Annotated in this window: 11 protein-coding genes and 1 pseudogene; 8 read left to right on the top strand and 4 right to left on the bottom strand. The window is 71.7% G+C overall.

Translation table 11 applies throughout. The features are described from left to right. The first annotated feature begins 240 nt into the window (after positions 1–240). Both HEP85_RS21380 and HEP85_RS21375 read left to right on the top strand, forming a co-directional pair. Positions 241–1,169: pseudogene (locus HEP85_RS21380) on the top strand (endonuclease/exonuclease/phosphatase family protein). 38 nt (positions 1,170–1,207) lie between these two features. Continuing rightward, on the top strand, positions 1,208–3,154 hold the full coding sequence (locus tag HEP85_RS21375) for an FUSC family protein (RefSeq protein ID WP_329289200.1): 1,947 nt from the start codon (positions 1,208–1,210) through the stop codon (positions 3,152–3,154). 324 nt (positions 3,155–3,478) lie between these two features. Here the strand turns inward: HEP85_RS21375 and snpA are convergent, their stop codons facing one another. Beyond that, entirely contained in the window at positions 3,479–4,189 is a 711-nt protein-coding gene (gene snpA / locus HEP85_RS21370) for a snapalysin (protein ID WP_168529161.1), read from the bottom strand. A gap of 185 nt (positions 4,190–4,374) precedes the next feature. Here snpA and HEP85_RS21365 point away from each other — a divergent pair, with 185 nt between their 5' ends. The 5 genes from HEP85_RS21365 to HEP85_RS21345 all read left to right on the top strand — a co-directional run bounded on the left by HEP85_RS21365 (position 4,375) and on the right by HEP85_RS21345 (position 10,655). Beyond that, a complete protein-coding gene (locus HEP85_RS21365; protein WP_168529160.1) occupies positions 4,375–5,316 on the top strand; it encodes a LysR family transcriptional regulator in 942 nt (313 codons plus the stop codon). Positions 5,317–5,623: 307 nt separating this feature from the next. Then, positions 5,624–7,453, top strand: coding sequence for a VWA domain-containing protein (locus HEP85_RS21360; RefSeq protein ID WP_168529159.1), 1,830 nt, complete (start codon positions 5,624–5,626; stop codon positions 7,451–7,453). Positions 7,454–7,637: 184 nt separating this feature from the next. Continuing rightward, positions 7,638–9,359, top strand: coding sequence for a methionine--tRNA ligase (gene metG / locus HEP85_RS21355; protein ID WP_168529158.1), 1,722 nt, complete (start codon positions 7,638–7,640; stop codon positions 9,357–9,359). Positions 9,360–9,475: 116 nt separating this feature from the next. Then, positions 9,476–9,952: a hypothetical protein gene (locus tag HEP85_RS21350; protein ID WP_168529157.1), complete on the top strand. Its 477-nt coding sequence runs from the start codon at positions 9,476–9,478 to the stop codon at positions 9,950–9,952. Positions 9,953–10,016: 64 nt separating this feature from the next. Then, on the top strand, positions 10,017–10,655 hold the full coding sequence (locus HEP85_RS21345; RefSeq protein ID WP_211118036.1) for a hypothetical protein: 639 nt from the start codon (positions 10,017–10,019) through the stop codon (positions 10,653–10,655). A gap of 34 nt (positions 10,656–10,689) precedes the next feature. Here HEP85_RS21345 and HEP85_RS21340 read toward each other — a convergent pair whose 3' ends face one another. Together HEP85_RS21340 and aspS are read right to left on the bottom strand one after the other, a co-directional pair. Further along, the gene (locus HEP85_RS21340) at positions 10,690–11,658 is read right to left on the bottom strand and encodes an intradiol ring-cleavage dioxygenase (RefSeq protein ID WP_168529156.1); all 969 of its coding nucleotides are present in this window, start codon (positions 11,656–11,658) and stop codon (positions 10,690–10,692) included. A 117-nt stretch (positions 11,659–11,775) separates the two neighbouring features. After that, on the bottom strand, positions 11,776–13,539 hold the full coding sequence (gene aspS, locus HEP85_RS21335) for an aspartate--tRNA ligase (RefSeq protein WP_168529155.1): 1,764 nt from the start codon (positions 13,537–13,539) through the stop codon (positions 11,776–11,778). Between the two features lie 152 nt (positions 13,540–13,691). On the opposite strand from aspS, the gene HEP85_RS21330 reads away from it, so the two are divergent. After that, the gene (locus tag HEP85_RS21330) at positions 13,692–15,845 is read left to right on the top strand and encodes a SpoIIE family protein phosphatase (protein ID WP_168529154.1); all 2,154 of its coding nucleotides are present in this window, start codon (positions 13,692–13,694) and stop codon (positions 15,843–15,845) included. Here HEP85_RS21330 and HEP85_RS21325 read toward each other — a convergent pair. After that, positions 15,812–16,861: an AI-2E family transporter gene (locus tag HEP85_RS21325; protein ID WP_168529153.1), complete on the bottom strand. Its 1,050-nt coding sequence runs from the start codon at positions 16,859–16,861 to the stop codon at positions 15,812–15,814. The two genes, HEP85_RS21330 and HEP85_RS21325, sit on opposite strands and share 34 nt — an antisense overlap. Between the last annotated feature and the right edge of the window lie 39 nt (positions 16,862–16,900).

The raw sequence follows: 16,900 nt of genomic DNA, 5'->3' as shown, positions 1-16,900 counted from the left end.
GGCCCGACGGCTTCCGGGCCGCCGCGACGGCCCGACCCGCCACGGGCATGCCTGGAAAGCCCACTCGAAGAAGTGACGCCCGTCCCCACGTGAGCGCACCACCCGCTGTCTGAGGGAGGATTCGGGCATCCCACACGGACGAGTGGAGGGCCGGGCGTGGACACTGCGGCAGCGCAACGGGCGGACGAGCGGCGGCCACGACAGCCACGTCGGCCGGCCGGTCGGAGGGCCGGACCCTGGGTGTCCGGCGCCCTGCTCACCGGCGTGAGCGTCGTCGTGGGCTGCCGGGCGGCCGACACCGACGGGATCACCCCCGTGCCCCAACTGCTCGCATTCCTGCCGTGGCTGCTCGCTCCCCTCGGTCTGGCCCTGCTGCTCGCCCTGTTCGCGCGCTGGCGGACCGGGATGGTGTGGGGCGTGCTGGTGCTGGGGGCGATCGCCTGGTTCAGCGAGCCGTACGGGAAGACCCGCGAGCCCGTCGGCAGTCCCGTCGCCGAGCTGCGGGTGCTGGCCTCCAACGTGCAGTTCGGCAGGGGAACCCCCGCGCTCATCGCCGCCGTCCGGCGCGAGCGGCCCGCCATCGTGTTCGTCGAGGAGTGCGAGTACGTCTGCTCCCGGGCACTGCGCGACGCCTTCCAGCGGGCCGACGGCCCCTATCCGTACCGGCAGTCCGTCGAGGGCGCCGGCTCCGACGGGTCGGTCATCATGAGCCGCTTCCCGCTCAGGAAGGCCGCCGGCATCCGCGCCACGATGGGGATGCCGGGGGCCGTGGCCGACGTCGACGGCCACCCCGTACGGCTCCAGCTCGCGCATCCCAAGCCCCCGTTGCCGGGACAGGTCGGCCTCTGGCGCCACGAACTCGGCGAACTGCGCGCCTACGCGGCCGCCGACAAGGCCACCCCCACCCTGATCGCCGGGGACTTCAACGCCTCCCAGGACCACGCCGCCTTCCGCCACCTCCTCGACACCGGCCTGCGCGACGGCTCCCGCCTCGCTTACCCCCGCGCACCCCAGCTGGCTTGGCCCGCACCGCCCCCGCCCTCGGCGCCCAGATCGACCATGTCCTGGTCTCCAAGGAGTTCTCCGCGACCGGTGCCGCCTTCCTCACCGTCGCCGGCAGCGACCACCGCGCCCTGCTCGTCGATCTCACCCTCCACCAGCCCGGATGAGTCCGGGGACGGCTCCGTGAAACGGTCATAATGGGCCCATGCCCCGCCAGTTGCCCAGTGTGCTCACCCCTCCCGACTGGCTGGTCAGGAACCTCCGCCCGCAGAACGCCCCCGTCTCCCGCGCCGCCGTCGTCCGCGCCGCGGTCGCGATGTCCCTGCCGCTGGCGATCGGCCTCGCCGTGGGCCGGCCCGAGTACGGGGCACTCGCCTCCATGGGCGCCCTGTCCGGCGTCATCGGCGACACCGCCGACGCGTACCGCATGCGCATCCTCACCATCGCCGTCCCCCAGCTCTTCGGCGCGGTCGGCGTCACCATCGGCGCGCTCGCCTTCGGCCACGGCTGGATCACCGTCACCGCCGTCACCGCCGTCGCGCTCGTCTCCGGGATGTTCTCGACGATCGGCTCCGTCGCCTCCGTGTCCGGACTGCTGCTCCTCCTCAACTGTGTGATCGGTGCCGGGCTGCCGTTGCCGGGCCCGTGGTGGCTGGCGCCCGTCCTGATGTCCGGCGGCGGCCTGCTGGTCCTCGCGCTCGCCCTGCTCGCGTGGCCACTGCGCTCGGGCGTGCCCGAACGGGTCGCCGTCGCGGAGACGTACCGGGCCGTGGCGGACCTGCTCGCCGCGAGCGGCACCGACGCGTACGACGACCGCCGCCACGCCGTCACCCAGTCCCTCAACCAGTCCTACGACCTCGTCCTCGCCCGGCGCGCCCGCCACCACGGCCGCAACCCGGACCTCGCCCGGCTGCTGGCCCAGCTGAACGCCGTCACCCCCGTCGTGGAGAGCGCCCCGGCCGCCCACCAGTACGGCCGCCGGCACGCCGAGCCGCTGCCCCCCGAGGTGCCCACCGCCGTGCGCCGGCTCGCGGACGCCGTCGAGACCGGGTACACCGGCCCGACAGGCCTCAGGCTCCCCGTCCCCACCAACGAGACCGCTCGCGCCGTCGACCACGCCCTGACCCATGCCGCCGACGTCGTCACCGGCCGGACCCCCGACACGCGCACCGCCGACGACCCCCTCGGCAGACCCGCCCGCCTCGGCGTCCGGGCGGTGGGCTCCGCCCGCGACGTCCTCCTGTCCTCCGGGTCCTGGCGCTACGGTCTGCGGCTGGCCGTCTGCATCGGCATCGCGCAGGCCCTGGTCTCCCTCGTGCCGGTGGCACGCTCCTACTGGGTCGCCCTCACCATCACCTTCGTGATGAAGCCCGATTTCGGGTCGGTCTTCTCGCGGGCGCTGATGCGCGCGCTGGGCACGGTGGCGGGGCTCGTCGTCGCGGCCGTCGTCCTGGCCGCGGTGCCGCTCGGCTGGTGGGACGTGCCGGCCATGGCCGTCCTCGCCCCGCTCATCCCGGTCCTCGGCGCGCGCGGCTACGGCCATCAGACCGCCGCCGTCACCCCGGTGATCCTGCTCCTGTCCGACGTCCTCAACCACCAGGGCACCGCCCTGCTCGTCCCGCGGCTCGTGGACTCCCTCATGGGGTGCGCGATCGCACTCGTCGCGGGCTATCTGCTGTGGCCGGAGAGCTGGCACACCCGTGTCGGCGACCGGCTCGCCGACACGGTCGCGGGCACCGCCCGCTATGTGGAGTACGCCTCCAGGGAGGACGCCGACTCCGCCGAACGCGCCCGTATGCGGCGCCGCCTCCACCGCGACCTGTCCGGCATCCGCACCGAGTTCCAGCGGGCCCTGAGCGAACCCCCGCCCAACGGCCGGCGCGCCGCCGCCTGGCTTCCGCTCGTCGTCGCCGTCGAGCGGATCGTCGACGCGACCACCGCGGCCGGGGTACGGATCCGGCACGGGGCCCAGCGTCCGTCGGCCGCCGAGTTCGCGCAGGTGGCCCTGCAACTGCGGGAACTGTCCGAGGGGCTGCGCGAGACGGACGTGCTCGTCGCCGTCCGTACGGATCTCACCGGTCCGGCCGGCAGTGTGCTCGAACCCCTCCGGCAGGAGGTCGCCGCGGCCCGCGCGATCGCGTCACCTCACTGAACGACCGGGCGCGGCCGGGGCACGGACCCGGCAGGGACCGGACGCGTACCCGGGAAGAACGGCGGTGCGGGCCGCCCGTGCAGGGGGCGGCCCGCACCCGTGGGGGGTGGGGCTGGTGAAGGCCGGTGGGAACTAGGGCGTGTTGCGATAAGTCCCGTCGTCCGCCCGGAGGGCGGGCCTCGCGGCGTCTGGTGCGTGCTCTCGGCGGGCCGGGCGGAAGCCCGCGTACTGGACGTACTCGGGTTTTCGCCCGGTGCGGCGAGAGGGCGTGCCAGGCGTCGCGAGGCAGGCGGGACTTTCGCAACACGCCCTAGTGCCGCGGCACTAGCGGGCGCTCGCCTTGGCCAAGACCTTGTCCAGCGCCTGCGCGAAGCCGCCTGCCCACAGCTGGTTGACACGCGACCGCTCGGCCGCGTTGGGGTTCGCGTTGGTGCAGGAGGGACCGGGACCGCCGCCCGACATCAACTCGCTGCACGGGCCGGAGTAGTGGTCGGGCAGACCGAGGACATGACCGGTCTCGTGCGCGGTGATGCGGATCGGGTTGTACTGATCGCTCTGCGCGTAGTCCAGGAAGACGTACCCGCTGCCGTGGCCGTCCGTCGAGGCGTACGAGCCCCGCGAGTCGTTGCCCTCGCGGTAGGTGAAGTCGGCGCTCGACGCCGAGCCCGACTGGAGCTTCACGTTCGCCACCGCGCCGTTCCATATCGCGGTGCTGCGCGCTATCTCGGTACTGAAGGAGGGCGCGCGGGAGGCGTTGTAGATCACGGTGACGGCCGCCGCGCTGCTCGGGTTCGCGGCGCGCTTCTCGGCGACGGATTTGATGACCGCCGCGAAGAACGCCTGGTTGGCCTTGCTCTCCTCGGCGGAACCCGCGTAAGCGGAGTAGCCGGGGAGGGCGGAGTGTCCGGCGTGGACGGCGTCCTGCGCGGGGACGGGAGCCGCCACGGCGGGGACCGTGCCGAACCCGGCGGCCGCGAGGCCCAGACCGAGCGCGGCCGCGAGCACGGCCTTGGACTTGGGCAGGGGAACTCTCATCGATGACTCCTTGTGTGGGGGGTGAAGTCGTCACCGTGAGTTTCGGTGCCTGTGCGGCGGCTGTGATGATGGCAAGTGGCGATAGGCCAGGACTATCGGCCCGCGGAAGGCCGTCCAACTCGCCCGTTCCGGGTGGGGTTTGTGCGTCTGGTGCAACCTCTGCTTCCGACTTAGGCTCCGCAGGCATGGAGCTTGAGGTCAGGCACCTCCGCGCGCTGTGCGCCGTCGCCGACACCGGCAGCCTGCACCGCGCCGCGCGCCTGCTCGGCGTCGCCCAGCCCTCGTTGAGCACCCAGCTGCGCAGGATCGAACAGGAGCTGGGCGGCGAGCTGTTCATCCGCGAACGGACCGGCTGCCGCCTCACTCCGCTCGGCCGGATCGTGCTCGGCCGGGCCCGCCCGCTGGTGGCCGAAATGCGGTCCCTCGTCGCCGAGGCGCGGGCCGCCGCCGCGGACGGACTCCAGCTGCGTATCGGCTCCACCGCGAGCCGCGCGCTCGCCGGCTGGCTGCGCCGGCTGCGCGAACACCGCCAGGAACCGCTCCTCCAGATGGACGTGTCCGCGAACGCCCTGCTCAACCTGGTCGCCGAGGGACGGCTCGACGTCGCCTTCGTGCACGAGGTGGAGGGCTGCCCCCTGCGCATCCCGGACGGACTGCGGCTGCGCGTCCTGGTGGAGCGCGAGCCCCAGTTCGTCTCCCTGCCCAACGATCACCCGGCCGCCGTGCGTCCCGTCGTCCACCTCTCCGAGCTGGCCCAGGACCGCTGGATGGTGGACCCCACGGTCGACGGGGAGTGGGACGCCGTGCACCGGATGCTGCGCTCCGCCGGGCTCAACCCCCGGGTCCTGCACGGCGACTACCACACGGCCGCCTCCCTGGTCGCCACCGGCGAGGTCGTCACGGTCTGCCAGCCCACCCGCCAGTCCGGCCCCGAGACGGCGGTGCGCCCCCTGCACGGCGACCCGCTCGGCGTACGACTGCTGCTCGCGGCCCGTACGGAGGCGGAACTGGACGGCGTCTATCCGGAACTGGCGGAGGCCTACGAGGAGACGGCACGGCAGGCACCCGCGTACCGGGAGTGGCTGGAACACGGCGGTTCGGGAACGCCGGTCCCCGTCCTCCCGTGAAGGTCGGCCGGTCCCCGGCCGGCTTCCTGTGTGAGGATGTGGGCAACGGCAGCAGTCTGCGCACTTTACTCTCCCCATGCGATTACATGACCTGGCCTTGACGTGGGGGAGATGTGGGCGCGAGGGTGCGGTGGCCCGATGAACGTGCGGTGAACCCGTGGGATCCATAGGGGTCTTGATAACGCTCTTGACACCGCTACCTGTCGGTACCCGACCCTGCCCAAGATCGCCGACAGCGGCCGCTAACCTTACGTGTCCGTCCTGGCCAGGGATTGACGGGCATCAACTCATGCGAAGGGTTGCGCACATGGGCATTCTCACTCTCCTGCGGAACGCGTTCGGCCGCTCACGCCAGGGGCGTGACGCCGACGCGGAGACCTCGCGGGAAGCTTCGGCTCCCTCGGTTTCGGCCCCGGAGGCCGAACACGTTCCTTCGCAGGAGGCCGAACCGGTCTCCGCGCCGATCCCCTCCCAGGCGGCCGAACGGGCCCCCGCGGAGACCGAACCGAAGATCCCCGCACCTTCGTCCGAACCGAAGCCGGGGCCGACGTCGTCGGTGGTCGACGAGCTGGTGTCGGCGGCGTTCGACAACGTCACGGTCCCCAAGCCGGCGGAGTCGACGGAGTCGACCAAGGCCACCGAGCCGACCGAGGCGACGAAGTCCTCCGAGCCAAAGACGGGGACGACCTCGTCTCCGGAGACGGTGACCGAGGCCGCGCCCACGGACGAGGTCGAGGCGGAGGCCGAGGCTCAGGTCGAGGCGGAGGCGAAGCCCGAGGATGCGGCCGAGCCCGTGGCCGCGCCCACCAGCGAGGTCGAGCCGGAGGCCGAGGTCGTCGCCGAGCCCGAGGTCGTGACCGAGGCGGACGCCGGTGTCGGCGCCGCGGTCGTGGCCGAGGCCGAGCCGGAGCCCGTGGCCGAGGTCGAGCCCGTGGCCGAGCCCGAGGCCGAGGTCATCACCGAGGCCGAACCCGACGCCGAGGACACGCCCAAGGTCGAGGCCTCGGTCGAGGCCGAGCCCGTGGCCGAAGCCGAGGTGACGGTCGCACCCGAGGCCGAGGTCGCACCCGAAGCCGAGCCGGAGGCCGGGACCGCCGCCGAGGCCGAGGTCGAGCCGGAGGCCGAAGCCGAGGTCACCCCCGAGCCGGAGGCCGAGACCGAGGCCGCGCCCGAGGCCGAAGCCGAAGCGGCGGTCGTGGCCGAGGCCGAGGCCGTGGTGGAGGCGGTCGCGCCCGAGGCCGAGCCGATTGCCGAGGCCCCCGAGGTCTCCGAGCCGGAGGCCGAGGAGCACGCCGCCGCGAACGCTCCGGCGGCGGAACCGGTCGCGCAGACCGAATCGGAGCCCGAGCCGGTCGAAGCCGTCGCCGCGCGGGCCGCCGAACCCGCGGCCGACGACGAAAGCGTCACGGGTGGTGCGGGCACGAAAACCGACACGGCCGAAGGCGCAGCCGAGGCCGGGACCGACGCCACGGCTCCCGCCGTCCCGCTCGCCCACGTCCAGTCGACCGCCGCGACCCTCACCACCGCGTACCGGGAAGCCGCCGCCACCCTCGAGAAGCAGAACCTCACCGGCGCCCGCGCCAAGGTCTACCTCGTCCTGGACCGCTCCGCGTCGATGCGCGCGTACTACAAGGACGGCTCCGCCCAGGCCCTCGGTGAGCAGGCCCTCGCTCTCGCCGCGCACCTCGACCCCGAGGCCACGGTCCCGGTCGTCTTCTTCTCCACCGAGCTCGACGGCACCGGCGAGCTCACCCTCGCCGACCACGAGAACAAGGTCGACGAGCTCCACGGCACCCTCGGCCGCATGGGCCGTACCAGCTACCACGTCGCCGTACAGGAAGTCCTCGCCCGGCACGAGAAGTCGCAGAACCCCGCGGCCCCCGCGCTGGTGATCTTCCAGACGGACGGTGCCCCGGACGCCAAGACCCCGGCCACCCAGGCGCTCACCGAGGCGGCCTCGACCCACCCCGCCGTCTTCTTCTCCTTCGTCGCCTTCGGCGAGCACGAGAACAAGGCGTTCGACTACCTGCGCAAGCTGAAGACCGCCAACGCGTCCTTCTTCCACGCGGGCCCCACCCCCCGCGAACTGACGGACGCCGAGGTCTACGAGGGCGTCCTGGCGAACTGGCGCCCGTAGGCGGCGCCGGCACCCCGCCGGAACCCCAGCGCGAACCACCGGAGGCCGCCCGCTTCCCATCCCTTAAAACGGGAGGCGGGCGGCCCACCCATGTCGGCTACGATTTCAAGGTTCGTAAGACGACCGGCGACCTGATCCGAACCGCCGGCCGTCACCCCACGTAGCGACTTGGGAGCAGCCCGCGATGGCTCGACACCTCATCACCAGCGCCCTTCCGTACATCAACGGGATCAAGCACCTGGGCAACATGGTGGGGTCCATGCTCCCGGCGGACGTGTACTCCCGCTACCTTCGCCAGCGCGGCCACGACGTGCTGTACATCTGCGCGACGGACGAGCACGGCACCCCGGCCGAGCTGGCGGCGAAGGAGCGGGGCATCCCCGTCGACGCGTTCTGCGCGCAGGCGCACGACGCCCAGAAGGCCGTCTACGACGGCTTCGAGCTGGCCTTCGACTACTTCGGCCGCAGCTCCAGCGGGCAGAACCGCGAGATCACCCAGCACTTCGCCCGCCGTCTGAACGAGAACGGGTTCATCGAGGAGCGCGCGATCCGTCAGGTGTACTCGCCGACGGACGGCCGCTTCCTCCCGGACCGCTACGTCGAGGGCACCTGCCCGCACTGCGGCTACGACAAGGCGCGCGGCGACCAGTGCGAGAACTGCACGCGCGTCCTGGACCCGACCGACCTGATCAACCCGCGTTCGGCGATCTCCGGCTCGACGGACCTCGAGGTCCGCGAGACGAAGCACCTCTTCCTGCTCCAGTCGAAGCTGCAGCACGAGGTCGAGGCCTGGGTCTCCCGGCACGAGGAGGAGTGGCCGCAGCTGGCGTCCTCCATCGCCCGCAAGTGGCTGACCGAGGGTCTGCACGACCGCGCGATCACCCGTGACCTGGACTGGGGCGTCCCGGTGCCCGCCGACACCTGGCCGGAACTGGCCGCCGAGGGCAAGGTCTTCTACGTCTGGTTCGACGCCCCGATCGAGTACATCGGTGCGACGAAGGAGTGGGCGGACGCGGCGCCCGCCGGCGAGACCCGCGACTGGAAGTCCTGGTGGTACGAGGCCGACGACACGGTCCGCTACACGGAGTTCATGGCGAAGGACAACGTCCCGTTCCACACGGTGATGTTCCCGGCCACGGAGCTCGGTGTCCGCGAGCCCTGGAAGAAGGTCGACTACGTCAAGGCCTTCAACTGGCTGACGTACTACGGCGGGAAGTTCTCCACGTCGCAGAAGCGCGGCGTCTTCACGGACCACGCGCTCGACATCCTGCCCGCGGACTACTGGCGCTACTTCCTCATCGCCAACGCCCCCGAGTCGGACGACTCGTCCTTCACCTGGGAGCACTTCACCACCACGGTCAACAAGGACCTCGCCGACACCCTCGGCAACTTCGTCAACCGCGTCCTGTCCTTCTCCAGGAAGCGCTTCGGCGACGAGGTCCCGGCGGGCGCGGCGGCCGGTGAGGCGGAGGCGAAGCTCGGCGAGGAGATCGCCGGTCTGCTGGCCGAGTACGAGACCCAGATGGAGGCCCTCCAGTTCCGCAAGGCGGCGGCGGCGCTGCGTGCCCTGTGGTCGGCGGGCAACTCCTACCTGGAGGAGAAGGCGCCCTGGCTGGAGATCAAGACCGACCCCGACGGCGCCGCCCTGACCCTGCGCACGGCGATGAACCTGATCCACCTCTACTCGGTGGTCTCGGAGCCCTTCATCCCCGCCTCCGCCAAGGCGATGCGCTCCGCGTTCGCGCTGGCGGACGACACGGCGGCGTGGGTGTCCGCGGACGAGGCGAAGTCCCTGGACGCCGTGCCGGCGGGCACCGCGTTCACCGTGCCCCCGGTGCTCTTCGCCAAGATCACGGACGAGGACCTGGAGTCGTACAAGGAGCGCTTCGGCGGCGCTCCGGAGTAGTCCGGACAGCAGGAGCGGGGCCCGGCGTCACTCGACGCCGGGCCCCGCTGCCGTGTCCGACGGCCGGAAACCGACCCCGATGGTGACATGCGCGCGCCCACCCGTATGGTTTCGCCATGGCAGTCCCTCCGGTCATCCCGATCGCCTACGAGCCGAAGTCCCGCACCGAGACCGTAGGTCACTACGCGGACGGCCAGTTCCTGGCGTCGGTCACCTACGCATTCCCCGAGGGGTACCGGCCCGACGACGGCTGGGAAGAGCACAAGCGCCTCTACACGGTGCTGCACACCTTCGACTCCCAGGGCCACTACCGCGACTCCGAGATCTGGTGCGCGGGCACCTGGGCCGAGCAGCAACTGACCCCGGACGGCGAGAGTTCGGTCCTCTCCCTGGCGAGGGCCCATCTGGCGAAACTCCTGCGGAGCCTGCCCCGGCGCTCCTACACGGACATCGCGGTCCGCCCCTTCCAACTCACCGTCGACGGCGTGCTCTTCGGCCTGGTGATCAAGGAAGACGAGGAGGAGACCTGGGCCGAGCTCTACCCGGACCGCCTCGGCTTCGCGGACCCGTGGGACGGCACGTACGACACCTGAGCTGTTCATCGACCTGAGCGGGCCCGGTCCCAGCGGCTCGCGCCGGCCTGCCTACCCTGGCTTCGTGATCACCACTTCGTCGGTCCTCGGACAGTTCGATCTCTGCGCGGACCGGGCGGCGTTCCCCGATCTCGACAACGGCTACTACCACCCGGTCGACGCGCGGCTCCACGTCCTCGGAGACGGCACGCGCTGGGCCGTGGTCGCCGAACTGCTCGGCTACAACCCGCGCGGCGGCAACCTCATCGACGTCATGCACCGCTTCGGCAACTGCCTCACCCGCGGTGAGCCCGGGTTCGGCGCCTTCCTGGACCGGGTGGACAACATGGCGGAGATCGACCCCGAGGGCACGGAGGTCTACGCCGGAGGAGCCCCTGTGGTCGTCCGGGGGACCGCGCTCACGGTCGGCGCCGACGCCGGCACCCCGTTGCAGGACGTGTTCCGCCTGCTCGCCCCGGAGAACAAGGGGCTTCTCCTGGCCGACGGGACGGAACTCCGGGCCGGCCTCCCCGCCGACCTGCCCGTACTGCTGCGGCTCGACGAATGGAACCAGCCGGAAGATCTCTGGGACACCCTGCCGAGCGCCCACGAGACCTTCCGGCTGATCGCCGACGTGCTGAACTCCTCGGACGCGGCCCGCTACCGGCCGACGCTCCCGCCCAACACCCACTGGTCCCACTGGCCCGACGCCGGAACACTCTGACCAGGACCGGACACCGCTGGGGCGAACCGTTGCGTCAGCTCGACGAAGCCGAAGCCGAAGCCGAGGCCGTCCCGCCCGGCACCGTGTCCGTGCTGTCGTGCGTCTCGTCCGGGGCCACGCCCAGCGTCAGGTGCGCGCGCACTCCCCTTGCCGGGTGCTTCCTGTCGTACGTGAGGTACAGGAGCCCGCCCGTGTGACTGTTCTGCGGGTAGATCGTGTCCTCGGTCAGCGTGGTGCGGGTGGCGGTGTTCGTGGAGTACGGCGAGACCGTCGCCGCCGCCAGGACGGACTTCTCGTCGAAGAAGAACTGGCCCGTGTGGCAGGTGTGCCCGCCCTCGTAGCCCGCGTCGGTCCAGGCGCCGTCGACGTGGACCTTCGTGTGGATGTGCACGGCACGGCCCCGGTACCACCCCGGGAAGACCGTCTTGAAGGTGACCTGGCCGTGCTGGTCGGTCTTCCAGGTTCCCCGGAGGTAGCGCTCGTCGTCGGTCGGCTCGGAGTGCCCACCGCCCGTGCCGCCGGAGGGCCCGCCGGACGGAGGCTCGCCCGTGGGCGTGCCCGAGGGGACGCCGGGCGGGGAACCGGAGGGCGGCGTGCCCCCACCACCGCCACCGCCGCTGCCCATCGCCTCGTAACCGGAGTAGATGCCCAGCGCGGTGCAGTGCCAGATGTCGACCGCCGCGTTCTTCACGGGTCTGCACGTGTCCGCGTCGATCACCTTGAGCCGGAGGGTCAGCGGAATGCCCTCCTGGCCCTCCCTGATGTCCTGACGGATCTTGTCCGCGTCGATGTAGTAAGGACCCTCGGTGGTCTCCGAGGTGAGCGTGTAGCACGCCACCGTCGCGCCCGCGGAAGCGGAGGCGTCGGCCTTCCCCCCGTCCGCGAACGCGTCCACGGCGAGCCCGCCTGCCACGCCCACCGCGGCGACAGCCGCTCCACCTGCGACGATGACCTCACGTCGGGTCAAGTTCCGTATGTGTGGCGGTTCTTGTCTCTCAGTCATGGGCAGCGACGCTAGGGACGCCGCCTGTCAGCACCATGAGTGCGGGCTGTGGTTTCACACGGCACGCAAAAGTGGCCCGGAACCGACGACGGTTCCGGGCCACTCCGCGGACAGGGCCTACTTCGGCTGCGGCTTGCGCACCGAGAGGTGCAGCTCCCGCAGACGACTCTCGTCCAGCTCCGTCGGCGCGCCCATCATCAGGTCCTGCGCGTTGCCGTTCAGCGGGAACGCGATGGTCTCGCGGATGTTCGGCTCGTCCGCGAGGAGCATGACGATGCGGTCGACGCCCGGGGCGATGCCGCCGTGCGGCGGGGCGCCGAAGCGGAAGGCGCGGAGCATCCCGGCGAACTGCTCCTCGACGGTCTCACGGTCGTAGCCCGCGATCTCGAAGGCCTTGAGCATGATGTCGGGCTCGTGGTTCCGGATCGCGCCGGAGGACAGCTCGACGCCGTTGCAGACGATGTCGTACTGCCAGCCCAGGATGTCCAGCGGGTCCTGGGTCTCCAGGGCCTCCAGGCCACCCTGGGGCATCGAGAACGGGTTGTGCGAGAAGTCGATCTTCCCGGTGTCCTCGTCCTTCTCGTACATCGGGAAGTCGACGATCCAGCAGAACCGGAAGACGTTCTCCTCGAAGTTGCCCGAGCGCTTCGCGGCCTCGACCCGCACCGCGCCCATGATCTTCGAGACCTCGTCGAACTCGCCCGCGCCGAAGAACACCGCGTGGCCGGGGGCCAGCGACAGCCGCTTCGTCAGCTCCGCCACGTTCTCCTCGGTCAGGAACTTGGCGATCGGGCCCGTCAGCGAGCCGTCCTCGCCCACCCGCACCCAGGCCAGGCCCTTCGCACCCTGCTCGACCGCGTAGTCGCCGAGGCCGTCGAAGAACTTCCGGCTCTGGCCGGAGACGTCCGGCACCGGCAGCGCGCGCACGTGCTTGCCGGCGAAGGCCTTGAACTCCGAGCCCGCGAAGATGTCGGTGATGTCGACCAGCTCCAGCTGGGCCCGCAGATCCGGCTTGTCGGAGCCGTACTTCAGCATCGACTCACGGAACGGGATCCGCGGGAACGGGGAGGTGACGTGGCGGTCCCCGCCGAACTCCTCGAAGAGCTCCGTCATCAGCTTCTCGATCGGCTGGAAGACGTCCTCCTGCTCGACGAAGGACATCTCCACGTCGAGCTGGTAGAACTCGCCCGGCGAGCGGTCCGCACGCGCGTCCTCGTCGCGGAAACAGGGCGCGATCTGGAAGTAGCGGTCGAAGCCGGAGATCATCAGCAGCTGCTTGAACTGCTGCGGCGCCTGCGGCAGCGCGTAGAACCTGCCCGGGTTGAGGCGGGACGGCACGACGAAGTCGCGGGCACCCTCCGGGGAGGTGGCGCTGAGGATCGGGGTCGCCATCTCGTTGAAGCCCAGCGCCGTCATCTTGTGACGGATCGCGGAGATCACGGCCGTGCGCAGCAGGATGTTGCGGTGCATGCGCTCGCGGCGCAGGTCGAGGAAGCGGTACTCCAGGCGCCGCTCCTCGTTGACGCCGTCCTCGGCGTTGATGGTGAACGGGAGCGGAGCGGCCGCGCCGAGCAGCTCGACGTCGCTCACCTCGACCTCGACCTCGCCGGTGGGCAGGTCGGGGTTGACGTTCTCCGCGCCGCGGGAGACGACCCTGCCGTCGACGCGGACCGTCGACTCCTTGGAGACCTTGTCGAGGGCCTCGTAGGCGGGGGTGCCGGGGCGGGCGACGAGCTGCGTGATGCCGTAGTGATCACGCAGATCGATGAAGAGGATGCCGCCCAGGTCTCGGCGATTGTGCAGCCAGCCGCTCAGCCGGACGTCGCTGTCGACGTCAGAGGCGCGGAGCTCGCCGCAGGTGTGGGACCTGTACCGATGCATCGTCGTTCATCCAGTCTTCGCGGATCGGGGTCTGTTTCACGTGAAACTTCCGGGCGCGGGCCCGGACCCCCCAAGGGTACCGGCCACCCAAAGATCACCACTCCGAATACTCTCGGTGGCACCCACCGATCACCTCTTCATACAGTGGTTCAATGCGCACTGGTGAGCCCCTGCCCGCCGTGGGGGACGTCCTGGCCGCCCTCGCGACCGGCCTGTGGCGCTGGGACAACGCTCAGGGGCTGGTCACCCTCGACGCGGAGGCCGCCCGCCTCCTCGGCCTGCCCGCGGAGGCGGTGACGCTCACCGAGGCCGCCGTGCGCGCCCGGTTCCACCCGGCCGACTGGAACGAGGTCGCCGGCGTCGTACAGCTCGCCGTCGCCGAGCACACGCTCGCCGAGGTGCGGTTGCGCGTCATGGACGAGCACGGCCGGGTGCTGCGGACCGCGCGCAGCCGCTCCAAGCCGACGATCGACCCGGAGACCGGGGAATTCCACCTGTTCGGCACCCTCCAAGAGGTCACCGAGCCCTCCCCCGGCACCGCCGCGCGCACCCCGGTCACCGGTGACTGGCGCCGCTCGCGCGAGGCGTTCCTGCTGGACGCGGGGCGGGCCCTGGCCGAGGCCCGGTCGACGGCGGAGGTGCTGCGGGTCGCGGCCGGCCTGTCGATGCCCGGGTTCTCGCCGGACGGGCTGGCCGTCTTCGGCGCCGAGGGCGACCGGCTCACCGTCGTCGGGCACCACGGACAGCAGCCCGGGGACGAGGGCCCCTTCACCCATATGTCGCTGGCCACGGACTATCCGGCGGCGGAGGTGGTCCGCACGGGACGGGCCGTCTATCTCTCCTCCCCCGAGAACTACAAGGAGCGCTATCCCGTCTCCTGGCCGCTGGCCCGGCACTTCGGCCGGGAGTCCTGGGCCTTTCTCCCGCTGACCGTCGCGGGCCGCACGATGGGCGCGTGGATGGCGGCGTTCATGTACCCCGTCCGCTTCACGCCCGACGAACGCTCGGTGCTGACGACCGTCGCCCGGATGCTCGCGCAAGCCCTCTCCCGGGCCGGGGCCGCCGAGACGGAACGGGAGCTCACGGACGGTCTGCAGCGCTCGATGATGCCCACCCTGGGACCGCGGATGCCGGGCATGGGCATCGCCGCGCGCTACGTCCCCACCGGCGGCGGTCTCCAGGTCGGCGGTGACTGGTACGACGTGATCCCGCTGCCGACCGGCCGCTTCGCGCTCGTCATCGGCGACGTCCAGGGCCACGACGTGCGCGCCGCCGGGCTGATGGGCCAGCTCCGCATCGCCCTGCGCGCGTACGCCTCCGAGGGCCACCGCCCGGACGCGGTCCTCTCCCGCGCGTCACGGTTCCTGTACGGGGTCACGGACTCGGTGACGCACGGCTCCAGCGGGCAGAACGGCGGCAGAGCCGCGGACGTCCGCTTCGCGACCTGTCTGTACGTCGAGGTGGACCCGGCGACCGGGCTGCTGGACTTCGCCCGCGCGGGCCATCCGGACCCCGCGATACGCATGGCCGACGGGACGGTGCTGATGCGCCCCACGGCGGGCGGACTGCCGCTCGGCATCGATCCGGACGCCGACTACCCGACGACCCGGCTCTGCCTGGAGCCCGGCGAGACCATGCTGATCTGCACCGACGGACTGATCGAGACCGGCGGCCACGACCTCGACACCGGCTGGCGCCGCATCCGCCGGATCCTGGAGTCCCACGACGGCGACCTGGAGGAGCTCGCCGACGCGCTGGTCCAGGGCGTTCACGGGCCCTCCTCGCACCACACCCCGGGACCGCTGGCCGACCGGCGCGAGGACGACATCGCGCTGGTGCTGCTGTCCCGCCAGGGCCCGGGCGCGGACGGCACGGTCGCGGCGTCGGCTCCGCCCACGACACGCCGTACCGCGCTGACCGTGGCCCAGACCGCGCCCGAGCGGATCGCGGACGCCCGCCAGCAGGTGCGCGAGCTGCTGCACGACTGGGGCTCGGAGGACCAGCGCGACTCGGCGGTCCTTCTCGTCTCCGAGATCCTGACCAACGTCCTCGTGCACACCGACGACGACGCGCTGCTGGTCGCCGAGGTGACCGGCGGGCCGGGCGACCGCCGGATGCGGGTGGAGGTCACGGACGCGAGCGACGACCTTCCGCACCGGCGCCATCCCGGTGAACTGGCGTCCTCCGGGCGGGGACTGGTGCTCGTGGAGATCCTCGCGGAGGCCTGGGGCGTGGACCCGCGCGGCGAGGGCAAGAGCATCTGGTTCGAGTTCTACGAGTCGTCCACGACCAAGCCCGACGAGTAGCGCCTGCGCAGCTCCGAGATGATCCCGAAGGCGGCCGCCGTCAGCGGTACGGAGAACAGCATTCCCAGGATCCCCGCGACGGACGCGCCCGCCGTGATCGCCAGCAGCACGACCGCCGGGTGCATCTGCACGGTGCGGCTCTGGATCATCGGCTGCAGCACGTGCCCTTCCAGTACCTGCACGGCGAGGACGACCCCGAGCGCCCACAGCGCGATCACCAGCCCCCGGTCGGCGAGCGCGACCAGCACCGCCACCGCGCCGGAGATGAACGCGCCCAGGTAGGGGATGTACGCGCCCACGAAGACGAGCGCGCCGAGCCCGACCGCACCCGGGACGCGCAGGATCAGCAGCCCGACGGTGATGCACAGAGCGTCGATCAGGGCGATGAGGGTGGTCCCGCGCATGAAGCCCTCGACGGCTCCGAAGGCGCGGCGGGCCATGGCTTCCACGGTGTCGGCGGTGCCGCGGGGCGAGAGCGAGCGCAGCAGGCCGGCGGCGCGGTGGGAGTCGCGGAGGAAGAAGAACACGAGCAGCAGGGCCAGCACGGCCACGGCGATGCTCTCGCCGACCAGGCTGACCCCGCTGATGACGTTGGACGCGGCCGCCCCGCCGAACTTGGTCAGCAGTTCCCTGGAGTGCGAGGTGAGGTCGTCGAGGGAGGTGCCCGGCGCGCCGAAGTGCTCGGCGACGGACCGCGCGGCCTGTTTGAGCGAGGCGAGGATCTGGTCCCCGGTGTCGATGAGCGCGGCGACGACGATGTAGACCGCCCCGCCCACCACCACGACGACCGCGACACAGGTGAGCCCCGCGGCCAGTGACCGCTGCACCCGCATGTTCACCAGCCGCCGGTACAGCGGGCGCAGCAGCGCGGTGCCCAGCAGCGCGAGCAGCACGGGCACGACCGCCGTCCGCAGCTCCCCGCACAGCCGGATCCCGACCCACGCCACACCGGCGACGAGCAGGATCACGACACACCAGGCCGCCAGCCGCCGGACGCCCTCGGAGAGTAGCTGCACCTCTCCACCCGACCACGCGAAGGGCGGGCCGTCCTCTCG

Origin of the sequence: Streptomyces sp. RPA4-2 (assembly GCF_012273515.2) — a bacterium.
In the GTDB taxonomy this organism is placed as follows: domain Bacteria; phylum Actinomycetota; class Actinomycetes; order Streptomycetales; family Streptomycetaceae; genus Streptomyces; species Streptomyces kaempferi.
This window is presented reverse-complemented; position numbering and strand designations above follow the sequence as displayed.

What these genes read in the sequence shown, in the direction of transcription:
- HEP85_RS21375 (WP_329289200.1), top strand. Translation starts at nt 1,208, where the DNA reads ATGCCCCGCCAGTTGCCCAGTGTGCTCACCCCTCCCGACTGGCTGGTC.
- snpA (WP_168529161.1), bottom strand. Translation starts at nt 4,189, where the DNA reads ATGAGAGTTCCCCTGCCCAAGTCCAAGGCCGTGCTCGCGGCCGCGCTC.
- HEP85_RS21365 (WP_168529160.1), top strand. Translation starts at nt 4,375, where the DNA reads ATGGAGCTTGAGGTCAGGCACCTCCGCGCGCTGTGCGCCGTCGCCGAC.
- HEP85_RS21360 (WP_168529159.1), top strand. Translation starts at nt 5,624, where the DNA reads ATGGGCATTCTCACTCTCCTGCGGAACGCGTTCGGCCGCTCACGCCAG.
- metG (WP_168529158.1), top strand. Translation starts at nt 7,638, where the DNA reads ATGGCTCGACACCTCATCACCAGCGCCCTTCCGTACATCAACGGGATC.
- HEP85_RS21350 (WP_168529157.1), top strand. Translation starts at nt 9,476, where the DNA reads ATGGCAGTCCCTCCGGTCATCCCGATCGCCTACGAGCCGAAGTCCCGC.
- HEP85_RS21340 (WP_168529156.1), bottom strand. Translation starts at nt 11,658, where the DNA reads ATGACTGAGAGACAAGAACCGCCACACATACGGAACTTGACCCGACGT.
- aspS (WP_168529155.1), bottom strand. Translation starts at nt 13,539, where the DNA reads ATGCATCGGTACAGGTCCCACACCTGCGGCGAGCTCCGCGCCTCTGAC.
- HEP85_RS21330 (WP_168529154.1), top strand. Translation starts at nt 13,692, where the DNA reads ATGCGCACTGGTGAGCCCCTGCCCGCCGTGGGGGACGTCCTGGCCGCC.